Here is a 14840-nt window from a genome sequence, read left to right as displayed (position 1 = left end):
CCCCTTCAGGGCCACAGTAACAGGGCGGCCGCTGCCACCCCCATGACCCAGCCTGCAGGCGGCAATTGGGCCAGCCAGCCGGGCGCGGTAGTCGCCACGGTCGCCGCAGCGAGGGCAACCCCTGCCAGGCGACGCAGGTAACGCCCACGGCCACTGCCGTGTCCCTGCGCCAGTTGGTCGGAGATCTCCTGCAGCTGTGGTGCCAGCTCGCGCGACTGCTCCAGGGCGGAATACACCAGTTGCGGCAGCTGGGGGAATTTCTCCAACCACTCCGGCCCATAGCGCTGAACTTCGGCCCACAGCGTGCGCGGATGCACCCGTTCGCGCATCCAGCGCTCCAAAAATGGATGGGCAGTCTTCCACAGATCCAGCTGCGGATAAAGCTGTCGTCCCAGACCCTCGATATTCAGCAGGGTCTTTTGCAGCAGTACCAGCTGCGGTTGCACCGTCATATCAAAGCGACGTGCGGTCTGGAACAGGCTGATCAGGACCCGGGCAAAAGAAATTTCACCCAGCGGCTTTTCAAAAATCGGCTCGCACACCGAGCGGATCGCCGCCTCGAAAGTGTTTACCGGCGTATCGGCCCGCACCCAGCCGCTCTGCACATGCAATTCAGCCACCATTCGATAGTCACGACGAAACATGGCTAACAAGTTGCGCGCCAGGTAGTACTGATCCTGGCGGGACAGGCTGCCCACAATGGCGGTATCGATGGCGATATATTGCGGCCGCCGCGGCTGCTGGCGCGATACGAAAATATTCCCGGGGTGCATGTCCGCGTGGAAGAAATTGTGTTCGAACACCTGCTTGAAGAAAATCTCCACGCCGCGCTCGGCCAGCAGTTGCATATCCGTGTCCTGCGCACGCAACTGCGCCAGATCCGTCACCGGGATTCCATCGATGCGCTCCAGCACCAGCACATTCTCGCGGGTGAACTCCCAGTGCACCTCCGGGACATACAACAGGGGAGAGTTGCTGAAATTGCGTTTCAACTGGGTCGCATTGGCGCCTTCACGCACCAGATCCAGTTCACCCTCAATGGTATGCCGGTAATCCTCAACCACTTCGACCGGGCGCAGGCGCCGGCCTTCCGGGCCCATGCGCTCCACCCAGCGGGCAATCACGCGCAACAGGCGCAAATCCTGCTCGATTACATGCTCGATGCCGGGGCGCAGTACCTTGACCACCACGGAAGCACCCGGCGCTCCTGCATCGTCCCGCAATCTTGCGCCGTGCACCTGCGCCACCGAGGCGGACGCCAGCGGCGTGCGCTCGAATTCAGCAAACAGCTCGTCGACCGGCGCCTCCAGGGCTTCCTCCACCAACGCGACACACTGGTCCACCGGGAAGGGCGCGACGTTATCCTGCAGGTGATCCAGCTCGGTCACCATATCCGGCGGCAGCAAATCCGGCCGCGTGGAAAGCAGCTGGCCAAACTTCACAAAGATCGGGCCCAGCTCCTCCAGTGCGCGGCGCAGGCGTTCGCCACGCCCCATGCGCGGGGAGGGCAGCAACTTGAGGGGAGACCACAGGGCCCGCAGCCACACCGGCCGCCGTTCCGCAGGTAACAGGGTATCGAGGCGGTAGCGCAGAAATACCCGCGCTATCTTAAAGCTCCGTGCCAGGGGCATTCACGCATCTCCCTGCGGAGTCAGTTTGCGCCGCAGGAGCTCGACCCGCGCCGCAAGCCGCTCGGTAGCCAGCGACAAATCCGCCACTGACCCGGCAAAATCCTCAAACTGCGCCCTGGGTGGCGTCAGCTGCCATTCCTCACTGATGGCTTCGGCACTGGCCTGCGGCGCGCGTTCCACATTGTCGCGCAGCCAGCGCCCCGCGTTTCGCAGGGCATTGCCAATGGTATGGGCCGGGATATCACCGAGCAGCTGCGCCAATGGTGCCTCCCAGTCCACATCCAGATCACGCAGGATCGTCTGCAGTTCCGCCAGCAGGGCACTGGAGCCGGTGACGCTGACGCCCAGTGCTGCGGGAGTGGCATCGCGCTCGCGCAGGAGCCGTAACAGGGCCATGCCCGATCCGCACAAACGGGTGTTGATCTCACCTTCCCAGTGACGATGCACGGCGACTTGCTCGCCCTCAATACTCAGCACCAACGTCATGGCTGGCGCAGTCAGCTCGAGCGCGAGGGCACGGCCATCAAGCTGTGCCAGCCGCGCGCGCGTGGCCGGGTCGTAACGAAGTGCCGTATTGATAGCGGTTTCCAGCGCGGCATCCACGCCGGCACGAAAAGTGGGGTCCAAGGTGCGGTTTCTCCCGGCTCGGGTCAATCAGGGCTTGATGCCCTTGTGCAGGGCGACAACGCCCCCGGTCATATTGTGGTATTCGCAGTCGGCAAAGCCCGCGTCCTGCATCATTTGCTTGAGGGTTTCCTGGTCGGGATGCATGCGGATACTTTCCGCCAGGTAGCGGTAGCTTTCGGCATCGTCGGCCACCAGCTTGCCCATGAACGGCAGCAGGCGGAAAGAGTACTGGTCGTACACTTTTTCCAGCAGCTTGGATTCGGGTTTGGAAAACTCCAGCACCAATAAGCGACCGCCGGGCTTCAGCACCCGCAGCATAGAGCGCAGAGCCAGATCCTTGTCGGTGACATTGCGCAGGCCAAATGCGATGGTGATGCAATCAAAGGTATTGTCGGGGAATGGCAGGTACTGGGCGTCGGCCTGTACCGGTGTCACGTTGCCCGCAATACCGCGATCCAGCAGGCGATCACGACCCACTTTGAGCATCGAATCGTTGATATCAGCCAGCACCACCTGCCCTTCCGGGCCGACGATACGGGCGAACTTTGCCGTGAGATCGCCGGTACCACCGGCAATATCGAGGATCGTCTGGCCGGCGCGGGCGGCGGACATCTCAATGGTGTAGCGCTTCCACAGGCGGTGAATGCCGCCGGACATCAGGTCGTTCATCACGTCGTATCGCGCCGCGACCGAGTGGAATACATCCGCCACGCGCCCGGCTTTCTCTTCAACCGGTACTTCCTGGTAGCCAAAGTGTGTGGTCTTGCGATCCGTCATTTCTCGCCCGCTCCGCGTAAATCAGCCCGCTATTGTACATAGCCCGCTACGACCGCGCGACGCTCCCCCCGGCAATCACACTAAACTTTGTGCTGTGTTCTCTGGCGCCCGTCGTTTTCTGCACAACTTATGCACCCAGATCCCCGCTATCGCGTCGTGTCCGCGCAAAGACTCCGCACCGTATGGCAGCGCCCCGTATGGGAGCACGCCGATGCGTCAGGCGCTGCCCTGTGACCTATCTGCTGCCTGCGGAGCAGTCCGCGCCAGATGCCGTATATCAGGTCGCACGCGCAGAACTGCAGTCCGCGCTTGCGGCGATCGAAACACAGCCGCAGGCCATTGCCGTGCACGAAGTCCGCAAGCACTGCAAGAAGCTCCGGGCCCTCCTGCGCCTGATACGACGCCAGTCTCCGAAGTTATTTCGGCGGGAGAATGCCCGGTTTCGCGGTATCGCATTGCTGCTGGCAGGCAGCCGAGATCTCACCTCACTGGGTGACGCACTCAGCAATCTCGATGGACAATCCAGCTTTCCCCTCGCGCACTCCTTGTTGCATCAACGTCAGACCGCTGCGGATGAGCTGGAAGCCGCATCCATGGAATTGCATGCCGCTCTGGTGCGACTGCCGGAGTGGCCATTACAGGGGCTGCGCTGGAATCACTGCAGACGGGGATTCAAGCAAGGATATCGACGCGTACGTCGCAGCATTCGGCCTGCGTTGAAACAGCAGGAACCCGCTCGCATGCATACATTGCGCAAACGCGTCAAAGACCACTGGTATCACGCGCGCCTGCTATCGAGTGTCAGCCCCCGGGCACGCGCGCGCATTGCGCCGCTGAAAGACCTCGCGCAGGCACTGGGAGACTGGCGCGACCTGTACCTGCTGGCGGAATTTCTGCGGCGCCACCAGGACCGGTTGTCGACGGAGGCGCCTTCCCTGCAAGCCGCAATCCGTAACCAACAGGAAAACCTGACCCAACAGATACGCGAGCAGAGTGCCGAACTCTTTCGGAAAAAACACCTGTCACCGCGCTAGCAGATCGCTGAATGCCCTCCCCACTTTACAGGGAGGTCACCCCTCCACCCGATGAGACGATCCGCTGCGGGCAAGTCAGGAATTGCGCCCCGAGCGATGATGATCCACAGAGAGGTCATGGCGACCGCGACGCGACCCCCGTTTCGAACTCCAGTTCACACCCAGTTTTTGCTCCAATGCATGCAGGTCAGTAGAGGGACGCAATGGCTCCGTTTCATCGACCATCATCAGTGTTTTCAGCATCTCCGAGATGGTGCCCTCTGGCTGGTGGACATCTTCGCCACGCAACTCTGACCATTCGGGAATGTGCTCCGAGTGCACGGCCTGCACGGACTCACGCTGATTGCGCTGAACCGGCTTCATCACGGGGTCTGGGCTCACCATGGTTTCCTCCTGCGGCGGACATAGCAAAGGACAGCCCGCTCACTGACTGTGGATAACCAAGTGTAATTTTGCCGTTGGCCCACTCCCAATCTGAGAATGACCTGTGTGAACCACCCGCAAATTGAAATGACTTCCCGGTAAATCGCGCCCCTGAGGTCGAAAATATGCAATGATTCTGACCAGAGAGTTGCGGGGGCCACGTTGGCGACTGCAGAAACGGGATAGTTTTTTATGTTGGATTGGTTAAATACCCATATTGCGTACTGGCACTGGCTGGTGCTGGGACTGTTACTGGTTTCCGCGGAAGTATTCGTCACCAGCTTTGTCCTGTTCTGGTTCGGACTTGCCGCCATTTTCATGGGTGTGCTGCTGATGATGTTCGATATGCCGATCACTCTGCAGCTGACCCTGTGGGCATTCATCTCGCTGACGTTTGTCGGCATCTGGTTCAAAGTCTTCCGCCCCCGCTGGAAAGACCGCACCACTGCCGGGATGGCAGCCGAGGCGCTACACGGCCAGGTCGGGCAGGTGGTGGAGTCCAATCGTGGTCGCAGCAAGGGCCGGCTGAAATTTCCGGCGCCCATTCTCGGTGAAGAGGAGTGGCATTTTATCTGTAAAGACGAGGTTGCCATCGGCGACCGCGTGCGGGTCACCGATATTTCTGGCAATGCACTGATCGTTGCACGCCACTAAACAACAAAAACTGTATTGGAGATTGAGATCGTGGAAGGTTTATCCGTTGTCGTCGCGCTGGTCGTACTCATCATTATCACGATTGGTATGGGCATCCGCATCGTACCGCAGGGTTCGAAACATATCGTTCAGCGCCTGGGGAAATACCACTCGACGCTGACACCGGGCATGAACGTCATCATCCCCTATATTGACCAGGTGCCCTACAAGGTCACTACCAAGGACATCGTGCTGGACATTCCCTCGCAGGAAGTCATTACCCAGGACAACGCGACCATCGTTGCCAATGCGGTGGCCTACATCAATATCGTCTCGCCGGAAAAAGCCGTCTACGGTGTCGAGGATTACACCATCGCCATCCAGAATCTGGTGCAGACTGCACTGCGCTCAATCGTCGGCGAAATGTCCCTTGATTCCGCCCTGTCCTCCCGGGAAATGATCAAGGCCAAACTGAAAGAAGCCATCTCTGACGATATCGCCGACTGGGGCATTAACCTGAAAACCGTGGAAATCCAGGACATTAATCCGTCTTCCACCATGCAGGCCGCGATGGAAGAGCAGGCCGCGGCAGAGCGCCAGCGCCGGGCCACCGTGACCCGCGCCGAAGGGGAAAAGCAGGCGGCAATTCTCGAGGCAGATGGCCGACTGGAAGCCTCCAAGCGCGATGCGAAAGCACAGGTGGTATTGGCCGATGCAAGTCGCGAGGCCATTGAACGGGTCACGCAAGCCATCGGTGAACAGGAATTGCCCGTGATGTACTTGCTCGGCGAACGCTATATCACCGCACTCTCTGAACTCTCCAGTTCGGATAACGCCAAGAGCATTGTGTTCCCGGCGGACCTGCCCAATGCGGTTAAAGGTTTGCTCAACCGCTAACGAGTACGTCCGGACCTTACCCGCTCAGCACACGCGGCGAGATACTTAAGCCCAACGATGCAAAATGGAGAGTGACTAGAGGTTACTCTCCAATTCTGCCCGCGTGAGCACCGGCTGAATGGAGATCTGCGCGTCCAGCGCGGCAAACAGGGTCTCGTTATAGCTCATCAACCTGGCCTGGTCCGTCTCCTGCAGAATAAACAGGCAGGCGCGCTGACCGTTCCGAAGAAAGAAGTACGCCGCCTCGGGCTGTGCCGCCTGCATAAATGTGTTGAGCGCCTCCTCCATACTCCCCTTTTGCTTTGCTTCATTGCCTTTAACAACGGGGATCGTCACTTCCATCATCAATCGCATACGTCCTCCTGAATCCTGCCGGGGCCCTAGGGATTTACTCTGCTAACGATAGTGGACTTGCGGAGGGCTGTGCGAACGTTTGCGCATCAGGCGCAATCAGGCCAGCGAGTGATGAGAGCGAGATAAGGACAGAGAATGCGTATGGAGGCGAGTGGAGGGGCGCACCGGCAAACAGGACTTGCCGGTGCTGTCGGTCAAGCAGGGGCGTCGCTTTCGGATTTCTCCTGCTCGTCTTTTCCCTTTCCATCGAGGTTAAACAGGAAGTAACCGAGAATCAGTGGAATAAAAGCGGAGTACTTCCAGATGATGTCTGGCAGTGTGACCCCCAGGGTGCCCCACAAATCAAACCCCATATAGCTGCCCACCAAGTCGACGAGCCCGAAACCGATTAAAAGAATACCCAGAATTTTCACAGTTTTTCCTTATTGTTGCCTGGATTACTGAGCTGACCGGACATTCGAACCGGTCACTCCGTGCCAGATTAGACCTTGGCGCCTGTGAATAGCTATCCGATGTAAGCGCGCGTAATCGAAAGTTGATTCTGGCGCCACCCTCTACAGTTTCGGGTGGATATCGGGCGCCTGGGCATACCTGCCCCGGGTCAGAATTTGGGAAATCTGTATCTGCGGCATCTGGTTGGCGTAATTGGGAATATCATCCAGTAACTGTTGTGAGTGGTCGTCGAGTAATTGTCTGAAGCGATCCGGATCCTCGAAATCGAACCGGGTGATACTGGCATAGGGCGGAGGGTTTCCATCGAGGTCATGCTCTCCGCGCTCTATTTCATAGTTCAGTAAACCGTAACGATCAAAGATCTTCAGCGACATGGGGAAGTGATGATTCAGGTAGTAGTCAAAGTCCAGCTTCAGTGAATCACTGTTCGGGTAGAGCACGGTCAAACGCAGCATCGATCAATCTCCCTGTGACGTCGCAGTTTGGTTGTCCCAGCGAATCCATTTCAGATCCAGCACCATGGTTGCGTAAATTACCGGCACCAGCAGCAGGGTGCCGCAGGTCGCCAGAATTAAACCGCCGATCTGCGCGAAGCACAGTGGCTGCCACAGCGGCCCACCATGAAAAGCCAATGGGACCAGCGCCAGTGTGGTTGCCGCAATCGTGATGAGAATCGGCCGCAGGCGCATCACACCCGCATCGAGCAGGGCCTGGCGAAAGGGATCGCCGGCGGCATGACGGCTCTCGATAAAATCGAACAGCACTATGATGTGACTGACGATCACGCCAATGAGGCTGACAATACCGAGAAACGCCATAAACCCGAATGGTTGCCCGGTCAGGAACAGTGCCAGTAAAGCGCCAATCATGCCAAAGGGCACCGTGGCGAAAACCACCAGCGGTTTGATCAGGTTGCTGAACTGGAACACCAGTGCGAGAAAGATTGCACCGGCGGAAATTCCCATGATGATCAGCAATTGCTTGAAACCGTGCCGGGTATTGGCGGCGTCACCGGATATTTGCAGCGTGTATCCCACCGGCATGTTGTTGGCCAGGACTTCCAGCTGCTTGTGTGCGTCCGCCATAATTTCCGAGGAGATATGCCCGGCCTGGGGATAGGCAAATACGGTGATGGTACGGAATTGCTCCAACCGGCGAATACGCTCTGTTTTCAGGTCGATTGCGGTGGAGGCCACCTGTAACAGCGGCACACGGATATTGTCTTCGCTGGCATACACATACAGATTGTTGATATCCGCGAGCTGTGCACGCTGATCGAGCCGCAGGCGCGCGACAATCGGAATCTGCTTATCGCCCTGGCGCAAGGTGCCGACCTGCGTACCATTGATACCCGTGGACGAGGCCAGCGCAATATCCGCATTGGTCACGCCCGAGAGATTGGCGCGATCTTCCTGAATATTCATATTCACCACCAGACTCTCGCCGCCCCAGTCTTGCCGCACGGTGCGGGCATACGATGAGCCGGACACAATACGCTCGACCTCATCCGCATAGCGGCGCAAAATCGCGATGTCTTCGCTCTCCGACAAACTACCACTGGTAATTCGTCCTGACAGTCGAATAGCGAAAGGATACTTGACCGGGGTCGTCTGCAGCTGCCGCACATCCAGGTGCGCGCCGGGGATTTTTGCACTCAATGCCTGTTGCAGAAGTGGCACCAGCTTGGGGGTAAGATCCTTGTCACTCACACGAATGATGATCTGCCCATAGTTTGCCTGGTGCTGCTCGGGATTGATGGTGAACCAGAACCGGGGTGCGCCACCACCGAGCGTGGTACTCAGGGACTGCAGAATGGGCACATCGCTTTTTTTATTCTGCTGTTCAAACTGTTCAATAGTGTCGCGGATGATCTGTTCAGCCTGTTGTGCCACCCGATCGGTGGCGACGATATTGGCATCGTTCTTTAACCATACATCCACATAAGAAAGATACTGCACGTCATCCGGGAAAAAGGCATTTTTCAACTGGGTTTTGACCGCGCCCCCCAGCACCAGCAATATCGTCGCCGCCGACAATACGAGCTTGCGATGGTCGATGGCCCATCCCGCAACGCGACAGTACCATCCGGTAAAACCGCTGCGCCTGCGCTCTTCCAGGGACTTCACCGGCTGCGTGGGCGCCCGCAGCATCAGCTGCCCCAGAAATGGCACAAACGTCATGGAGACAATACGCGAAGCGATCAGCGCGCAAGCCATCACAATCGGCAGGCTGTGCAGAAAATCGCCCTGGTTACCCGTCAGCATCAGCAGCGGTAAATAAGCCACGACGTTGGTCAGGGTGGCAAAGAAAATGGCCTTGGCGAGCAACGTGGGTCCCAGCCAGGCGGCGGTTTTTCGCGGTTGACCCGCGGCCATCTGGCGCTTGATGGCATCCCCGGCCACCACCGGGTCATCCACCAACAGTCCAAGTGCAATAATCAGCGCTGCGATCGAGACCTGCTGGATTTCCACACCGAGCACGCTGACAAAGCCGAAGGTCATGGCCAGGGTAATGGGAATAGAAATCATCAGGAGAAGTGCCGCACGCCACTCCCAGAACCCGATCAGCGCGACAATCACCACCAGAATGACGGCTTCGAGCAATGCCTCCATAAACAGGCCGATACTTTCTTTCACCTGCCTCGGCTGATCAGAAACCCGCTCGATGATCAGGTCATCGGGCAAATCGACGCGCACCTGCGCCAGCGTTTTATCCAGTGCCCTGCCGAGTTGCGCGATCTGTTCTCCGGCGTGCATCTGCACGGCGAGGTTGACGCTGCGACTGCGCTGCCAATGTCCCTGGGTGTCGCGCCAGGTATAAAAGTTCAGCATGCGCGGCGGCAGTTGGTAACCACTGCGGATATCGACCAATCCGCGCAGGTAAACCGGCGTGCCATCGCGGCTACGCGCCACAATGACATCACCGATCTGGCCAACCTCGGTGAAGTCGCCAGTGGGGCTCAGCGCAACATTCATATCCTCCACTGCCAGCACGCCACCGGGAATCGTGGTATTGCGGGCATTGAGGATTTGCGCAATGGCATCGGGCCGAACACCGTACGCCGCGAGCTCCTCCTGGGAGTAGGTGAGGTTCACCTGCTGTGGCAATACACCGGAGCGCAGCACACGCTTGACCTGACTGATGGTACTGAGATTCGCGGCGAGCAAATCGGAGAAATCGTCCAGCTGGCGATAACTGTATTTGTCGCCGGCTACCGCAGCCAACCGGGCTTCGGTATTTCCCGGATCCCTGACAATCATCGGCTGCCAGGCGTCGGGGAAAAAGCGCTGAGTGCCCAGACGCTCCTGCAGGAATCTCGCAGTACTATCGAGGGTCTGCACGTCGGTTCTGGCCGGTATAAAGTCGACGCCCACGTAGCCCGGCCCCTCCATCAGAATGAAGTCCTTGCCCATCTGCTCGCGTCGCAGCCAGTCGCGGAACAACCGAAAACCACTATTGATGGCTCCGGGATTGACTGCCAGTGGCAACGCCACAACCAGGGTCGCACGTTGCGCTGCCTGTGGACGATCGAGGCGGGTCGAGCGAATCGCTGCCGCAATTTCCTGGGCACGCAGGGCGATCTCCGCCACATCCGCTTTGGGGCTGGCGACACTGAGCATGACCGCGGCCGTATCGCCAAACTCCGTGTTCAGATAGATGGGCCCCGCGCCAGCCGGCAGGCTGTCATTGAGCGCATTCAACTTCAGATTCAGCTCATTGAACGCCTTGTCGCGGTCGGTGCCGGGGTCGAGCTGGATCTGCACCATGGAAACGCCGGTCAGTGTCAGCGAATTAATTCCGAAGGTCCGCGCGCTCGGCCCCTGGACAAATTCGCTCTCGGCAATTTTTTGCTCGATAGGCCGGGTAACCAGCTCTTCCACCATCCGCGCATTCTGGCCAGGCCAGGGGGTAATCGCCACAGCGATGCGCACGGGAATGTTGGGGTCTTTGCTTTTGGGCATCTGCTGGTAGGCATACCAGCCCCACAGGAAAACACCGATCAGTAGTGCCCAGGAGATGTGAGGATTATCGACACAAAACCGCGCGATATTGTGACGATCAGCAGCGGTCGATATTTCGGGTGGGCTGGATGGTGCAGCGGACATACTGACTCCCGACCTCAGGGCACAATGGCCACTTGCTGGCCGTCGCGCACCTGCGCCGCGCCGGTGACAATCACACGCTGGCCCGCACGCAACCCGTGCTCAACCACAATACGATTGCCCAGTACCTGCCCGGTCACCACGGAGCGGCGATGTGCAAAATCTCCCTGATCCGTCCCCTCCACAACAAATACGGCGAACCCCTGCGGGCGATCCGGATCCGTCACCAGGCTGGCCATGGGAATGACGACTTGCGAAGGCAGGCGCAGGGCACCCACATCGAGTGCGGCAATCATGCCGGTCTTGAGTGCACCATCCGGATTTGGCACGGTTACGGTAATCGAAAATACCCGTGTGCGCTCGTCAGCAGACGGAGCCACTTCTGTCACCTTGCCCTGGAATACCCGATTGGGCAGGGACTCTGTGCGCACATTCAATGGACTGCCCAGTTGCACATTCTTGAGCACCACGTCCGGCACACTGAACAGCACTTTGACGCGTGACAGGTCCGCCAGCACAAATCCTACGGAATCAGAGTGGACCAGTGCACCGACTTCAATATTGCGCTGCAGGATCAACCCGGCCATCGGCGCGCGCAGGATGGTGTCATACAGTTTGAGGTGCGCCTGATCGAGTCGCGCTTTTGCCCCTTTGACGCCCGCCGCTGCTGTCTCGAATTCTTCCCGCGCGGCATCATATTCCGGCGCAGTGATACTGGCGGTTTTGAACAGTGCAGTGGCTCGCTGGTAATCCAGGTTCGCCTTCTGCCGCGCCGCTTCAGCCTTGCCGAGGTTAGCTTCGGCTTCCACCACGTCATCGCGATACTGCTGGTCGCGGACCTTGGCCAACTCCTCATCCTTGTTAACCGTATCGCCGGGTTGCAGGATACGCGGCTGTCCCAGCCCCGGTCGCTCGGCAATGGACTCGATATAGCCATTGGTACGAAACGCCACATCGACCTGAGTAAATGGCGTCACTTCCGCAGCGTAGCGCAAACCTTCCGTGCCCTCGATCGCACTGGCCGCGATCACGCGCACCGGGATTGGCGTAACTGGCGGAGGCTGCTTACTGCACCCGAGCAAACAAGCCGCCGCGAGGAGACCGGTGCACCAGCGCCGCATATCAGTGCGCCCCGATCGCTTTTTCATAATCGGCCAGCGCCGCCCAGACACTCAACACCGCACGATTGTATTCACTGTTGGCGCGTTCCAGTTCCGTCTCGGCTTCCAGCAGGTCCTGTAGCAACGTGGCCTGCTGTCGATAACGGTTGAGGAGTACCCGGACTTTGTCGCGATAGGCCAATTGCGCCTGTTCCGCCACGCCAACGGATTCCTGTGCGGTTTGCAGTTTGCGCAGACTGTCGAGGACTTCAATTTCAACCCTGCTGGTGACTTCTTCAGAATGCTGTTCGGCACTGAGGATTGCGCTGCGCTTACCGGACAATTCGTCGCGCTTGCGACCCCAGTCAAAAATCTCCCAGCGCACATGCAGGGAGACATAGGCTTCGTCGTCGGGAATCAGGTTGACGTCATACAGCTTGGCGTATCGCAAGCGCAATTCCACATCAGGAATGTACTCGGACTTTTTGATGTCATAGCTCAATTCTGCCTGCTGGATATGCAGCGCGGATTCGGCCACATCTGCGCGCTGTGCAAACGCCAGTTCAACCGACTGGGCAGGATCGAAAGCGAGTTTGTGGGGATCGGGCAGGTGCTCGATACGGAAAGCCGTTTGCAGCGGCCGCCCCATTAAGGCATTAAGCCTTTCGCGTGCCGTCTTCAATTCATCCTGCCGACGATGGCTGTCGAGCCGTCGCCGTGCAAGGCGTGCACGAACGTCGAGCAATTCATATTCGAGGGCAACCTGTTGTGCAACGTAATTGCCAACCAGGGTCTCCAGAGACGCATAGAACGTAATGGATTCATCCAGCGTGCGCAGGTCGCCATGAATTCGACCAATCTCGAAATACTGGCGCTTTACCAGACGCGCGATGTCCTGCTGGGTGATTCGCATTTTCTCCCAGGCGCGCCCGGCGATGACATCGCCCTCCTTGATACGCAGCGACAGCCCATAAAGCTGGGTCAGTGGCTGCGCGATACCCGCCGACACATAGCCCGTCGTGTTCTCCTGTGTGGTAATGCTGATATTTTCCGGCGGGATTGGACCGATCGGCGAGTCCGGATACCAGACGCCCTGATCGAATGTGTAGGTTTGATCAGTAAGATGATCCCTGACGCCGCCGATCAGCTCGAGCTTGGGATAACGGCGGGTCTTGATTGCGGCGACACGATCTTTGAGCTGATCTGCTTTCAGCGCGGCACTCTGCACACGATGGTTATCCGTGACGGCGATATGCACGGCCTCGTCGAGGGTCAATAGCGGGGATTCGCCCCCGGCCCCTCCCAGAGCGAGCACCATGAACAGCGCGCCTGTCACCAACTTTACCTCCATGCTGCCAGCGGGCAGGACCACCTCGCCGCTCGCCAGATGCGCGGCGTCCCTTCAGTATATGAAGAACCGGAGCGCCCTCAGCTCGAGCTGGCGGCTAACACAGCGCATTCGTCTCAGATCCAGTATGCGAGGATTGGCGGCAAAACCAGAATGGAAAGTAAAGTGGATGCCAGTACATAACTGGCCGCATCGGGCGCCTCCGGTTCGTCAAACTTATCCACCAGCAGGTAATTGGTAACCGCCGCCGAGGGCAGCGTTGCCTGGATAATAAAGACGCCCTTGACCATGCCCTCCAGGGCAAGCAGTTCGGTAATGGCCAGAACGACGCCTATCGCCAGACCGGTGCGTGTCACACACAAGAAAATACTGCGCCAAAAGCTACTGCCCTTGAGTACTGCTACCGCACAACCGAGCGTGAACAGCTGCAAGGGGATCATTAATTGCCCAAGAAACCCCAGCCCTTTATCCAGTACGACTGGCAGCTTGGTGCCCGTTGCCACCAGCGCCATCGCGATCAACATGCCGTAGGTCACCGGCATGCGAAACAGCATTGAGAAGTCCAGCTTTCCTTCCGGAATCCACATGCCCACAGTAAACAGTGCCACGACAACGACCAGCGTGTAGGCCAGGCCCAGCGCCAGGCCATCCGCGCCGTATTGCAGCAGGCAGACAGACAATCCAAAACTTCCCACATTGGTCAGTGACATGCTGCCGAGATACGGACGCATCGGCTGTCGGGTGACTTTCAGCACCAACCAGCAGAGTAGGAGAATCGCCAGAGTTGCAATAATGGCAGCGCCACCCACCTGATAGAAATTGTGGGCACTCACATGTTGTTGGCCGAGGTGTGAGATCAGCAAAGCCGGAATGGCGATATGAATCACCAGCGCACTGATGGTTTTCTTATCCCAGGGCTGCTTGAGCTTGATCCAAAAGAAACCCGCAGCCATGACCAGGAGAATGGGCCCGAGGACTGAGATAACTTTTTCCAGTACCTGCTCCATCGGAGGGTTTTCCTGTCAATCGGTCATGCGGTTGCTGAGGGCAGCCACAGATGTGCGGCAACAAGACATAGCACCATCACCACGGTAAACAGTGTCATCCAGATGCGCGGCCAAATCTGGTGCTTCCAGTGCAACAGCCACAGCTCACCCAAAATCAGCACCGCCAGCAGCGTCAGCAACCAGCGGTTGCGGAAATAGGTTTCCGCCATATCCGGCGGCACGCCGAGACCCCGAACAATTTCATTCAATAGCATCAACGGGAACACGGTGAGGATGACCGCAATACACGCCAGCAGAATAAACAGTCCGCGGTTGCGCGCCATCTCCGCGGCACTTTCTCGGGCATCCGGATCCGATGGTCGCTCGTCCACGGGCATACTCCCAGTAATTTGAGGATATCCCCTCAATCTAGCAGGCGTGGCCAAACTTGAACGACAGGTGCTTTAGGTGCCG

At 58.4% G+C, this 14840-nt stretch carries 15 protein-coding genes; 3 read left to right on the top strand and 12 right to left on the bottom strand.

The genetic code is table 11. The features are described from left to right. Positions 1 to 5: 5 nt before the first annotated feature. The 3 genes from ubiB to ubiE are packed head-to-tail and all read right to left on the bottom strand — an operon-like array spanning position 6 to position 3035. Positions 6 to 1631: a ubiquinone biosynthesis regulatory protein kinase UbiB gene (gene ubiB, locus ACXAD0_RS03470; RefSeq protein ID WP_475086956.1), complete on the bottom strand. Its 1626-nt coding sequence runs from the start codon at positions 1629 to 1631 to the stop codon at positions 6 to 8. Further along, on the bottom strand, positions 1632 to 2258 hold the full coding sequence (locus ACXAD0_RS03465; RefSeq protein ID WP_475086955.1) for a ubiquinone biosynthesis accessory factor UbiJ: 627 nt from the start codon (positions 2256 to 2258) through the stop codon (positions 1632 to 1634). A gap of 27 nt (positions 2259 to 2285) precedes the next feature. Beyond that, the gene (ubiE, locus tag ACXAD0_RS03460) at positions 2286 to 3035 is read right to left on the bottom strand and encodes a bifunctional demethylmenaquinone methyltransferase/2-methoxy-6-polyprenyl-1,4-benzoquinol methylase UbiE (RefSeq protein WP_475086954.1); all 750 of its coding nucleotides are present in this window, start codon (positions 3033 to 3035) and stop codon (positions 2286 to 2288) included. 230 nt (positions 3036 to 3265) lie between these two features. Between ubiE and ACXAD0_RS03455 the strand changes: the two genes are divergently transcribed. Then, complete coding sequence (locus ACXAD0_RS03455; protein WP_475086953.1) at positions 3266 to 4069, top strand: CHAD domain-containing protein; 804 nt, start codon at positions 3266 to 3268, stop codon at positions 4067 to 4069. 75 nt (positions 4070 to 4144) lie between these two features. On the opposite strand, the gene ACXAD0_RS03450 is transcribed toward ACXAD0_RS03455, so the two are convergent. Continuing rightward, positions 4145 to 4453, bottom strand: coding sequence for a hypothetical protein (locus ACXAD0_RS03450; protein WP_475086952.1), 309 nt, complete (start codon positions 4451 to 4453; stop codon positions 4145 to 4147). Between the two features lie 231 nt (positions 4454 to 4684). Between ACXAD0_RS03450 and ACXAD0_RS03445 the strand changes: the two genes are divergently transcribed. Further along, the gene (locus tag ACXAD0_RS03445) at positions 4685 to 5146 is read left to right on the top strand and encodes an NfeD family protein (RefSeq protein WP_475086951.1); all 462 of its coding nucleotides are present in this window, start codon (positions 4685 to 4687) and stop codon (positions 5144 to 5146) included. Positions 5147 to 5176: 30 nt separating this feature from the next. Then, on the top strand, positions 5177 to 6022 hold the full coding sequence (locus ACXAD0_RS03440) for an SPFH domain-containing protein (protein ID WP_475086950.1): 846 nt from the start codon (positions 5177 to 5179) through the stop codon (positions 6020 to 6022). Positions 6023 to 6097: 75 nt separating this feature from the next. Here ACXAD0_RS03440 and ACXAD0_RS03435 read toward each other — a convergent pair whose 3' ends face one another. The 8 genes from ACXAD0_RS03435 to ACXAD0_RS03400 all read right to left on the bottom strand — a co-directional run bounded on the left by ACXAD0_RS03435 (position 6098) and on the right by ACXAD0_RS03400 (position 14758). Then, the gene (locus tag ACXAD0_RS03435; protein ID WP_475086949.1) at positions 6098 to 6376 is read right to left on the bottom strand and encodes a hypothetical protein; all 279 of its coding nucleotides are present in this window, start codon (positions 6374 to 6376) and stop codon (positions 6098 to 6100) included. A 194-nt stretch (positions 6377 to 6570) separates the two neighbouring features. After that, a complete protein-coding gene (locus tag ACXAD0_RS03430) occupies positions 6571 to 6789 on the bottom strand; it encodes a hypothetical protein (RefSeq protein ID WP_475086948.1) in 219 nt (72 codons plus the stop codon). Positions 6790 to 6930: 141 nt separating this feature from the next. After that, the gene (locus ACXAD0_RS03425; RefSeq protein ID WP_475086947.1) at positions 6931 to 7284 is read right to left on the bottom strand and encodes an EthD family reductase; all 354 of its coding nucleotides are present in this window, start codon (positions 7282 to 7284) and stop codon (positions 6931 to 6933) included. 3 nt (positions 7285 to 7287) lie between these two features. Continuing rightward, positions 7288 to 10935, bottom strand: coding sequence for an efflux RND transporter permease subunit (locus ACXAD0_RS03420; protein WP_475086946.1), 3648 nt, complete (start codon positions 10933 to 10935; stop codon positions 7288 to 7290). 14 nt (positions 10936 to 10949) lie between these two features. Next, positions 10950 to 12080 carry an efflux RND transporter periplasmic adaptor subunit gene (locus tag ACXAD0_RS03415; RefSeq protein WP_475086945.1) on the bottom strand — a complete coding sequence of 377 codons (1131 nt, stop codon included), beginning with the start codon at positions 12078 to 12080 and terminating at the stop codon, positions 10950 to 10952. Beyond that, on the bottom strand, positions 12055 to 13383 hold the full coding sequence (locus ACXAD0_RS03410) for a TolC family protein (RefSeq protein ID WP_475086944.1): 1329 nt from the start codon (positions 13381 to 13383) through the stop codon (positions 12055 to 12057). Before ACXAD0_RS03410 ends, ACXAD0_RS03415 begins: the two co-directional genes overlap by 26 nt. A 113-nt stretch (positions 13384 to 13496) precedes the next feature. After that, positions 13497 to 14387 carry an AEC family transporter gene (locus ACXAD0_RS03405; RefSeq protein WP_475086943.1) on the bottom strand — a complete coding sequence of 297 codons (891 nt, stop codon included), beginning with the start codon at positions 14385 to 14387 and terminating at the stop codon, positions 13497 to 13499. 23 nt (positions 14388 to 14410) lie between these two features. Continuing rightward, complete coding sequence (locus ACXAD0_RS03400; RefSeq protein WP_475086942.1) at positions 14411 to 14758, bottom strand: hypothetical protein; 348 nt, start codon at positions 14756 to 14758, stop codon at positions 14411 to 14413. Positions 14759 to 14840: the final 82 nt, after the last annotated feature.

The organism is Microbulbifer sp. ABF4_148 (genome assembly GCF_056158985.1).
This window is presented reverse-complemented; position numbering and strand designations above follow the sequence as displayed.

Excerpts from the sequence above, each read along its gene's own strand:
- ubiE (WP_475086954.1), bottom strand. The coding sequence starts at position 3,035 with ATGACGGATCGCAAGACCACACACTTTGGCTACCAGGAAGTACCGGTT.
- ACXAD0_RS03410 (WP_475086944.1), bottom strand. The coding sequence starts at position 13,383 with ATGGAGGTAAAGTTGGTGACAGGCGCGCTGTTCATGGTGCTCGCTCTG.
- ACXAD0_RS03435 (WP_475086949.1), bottom strand. The coding sequence starts at position 6,376 with ATGCGATTGATGATGGAAGTGACGATCCCCGTTGTTAAAGGCAATGAA.
- ACXAD0_RS03450 (WP_475086952.1), bottom strand. The coding sequence starts at position 4,453 with ATGGTGAGCCCAGACCCCGTGATGAAGCCGGTTCAGCGCAATCAGCGT.
- ACXAD0_RS03445 (WP_475086951.1), top strand. The coding sequence starts at position 4,685 with ATGTTGGATTGGTTAAATACCCATATTGCGTACTGGCACTGGCTGGTG.
- ACXAD0_RS03405 (WP_475086943.1), bottom strand. The coding sequence starts at position 14,387 with ATGGAGCAGGTACTGGAAAAAGTTATCTCAGTCCTCGGGCCCATTCTC.
- ubiB (WP_475086956.1), bottom strand. The coding sequence starts at position 1,631 with ATGCCCCTGGCACGGAGCTTTAAGATAGCGCGGGTATTTCTGCGCTAC.
- ACXAD0_RS03415 (WP_475086945.1), bottom strand. The coding sequence starts at position 12,080 with ATGAAAAAGCGATCGGGGCGCACTGATATGCGGCGCTGGTGCACCGGT.
- ACXAD0_RS03425 (WP_475086947.1), bottom strand. The coding sequence starts at position 7,284 with ATGCTGCGTTTGACCGTGCTCTACCCGAACAGTGATTCACTGAAGCTG.
- ACXAD0_RS03420 (WP_475086946.1), bottom strand. The coding sequence starts at position 10,935 with ATGTCCGCTGCACCATCCAGCCCACCCGAAATATCGACCGCTGCTGAT.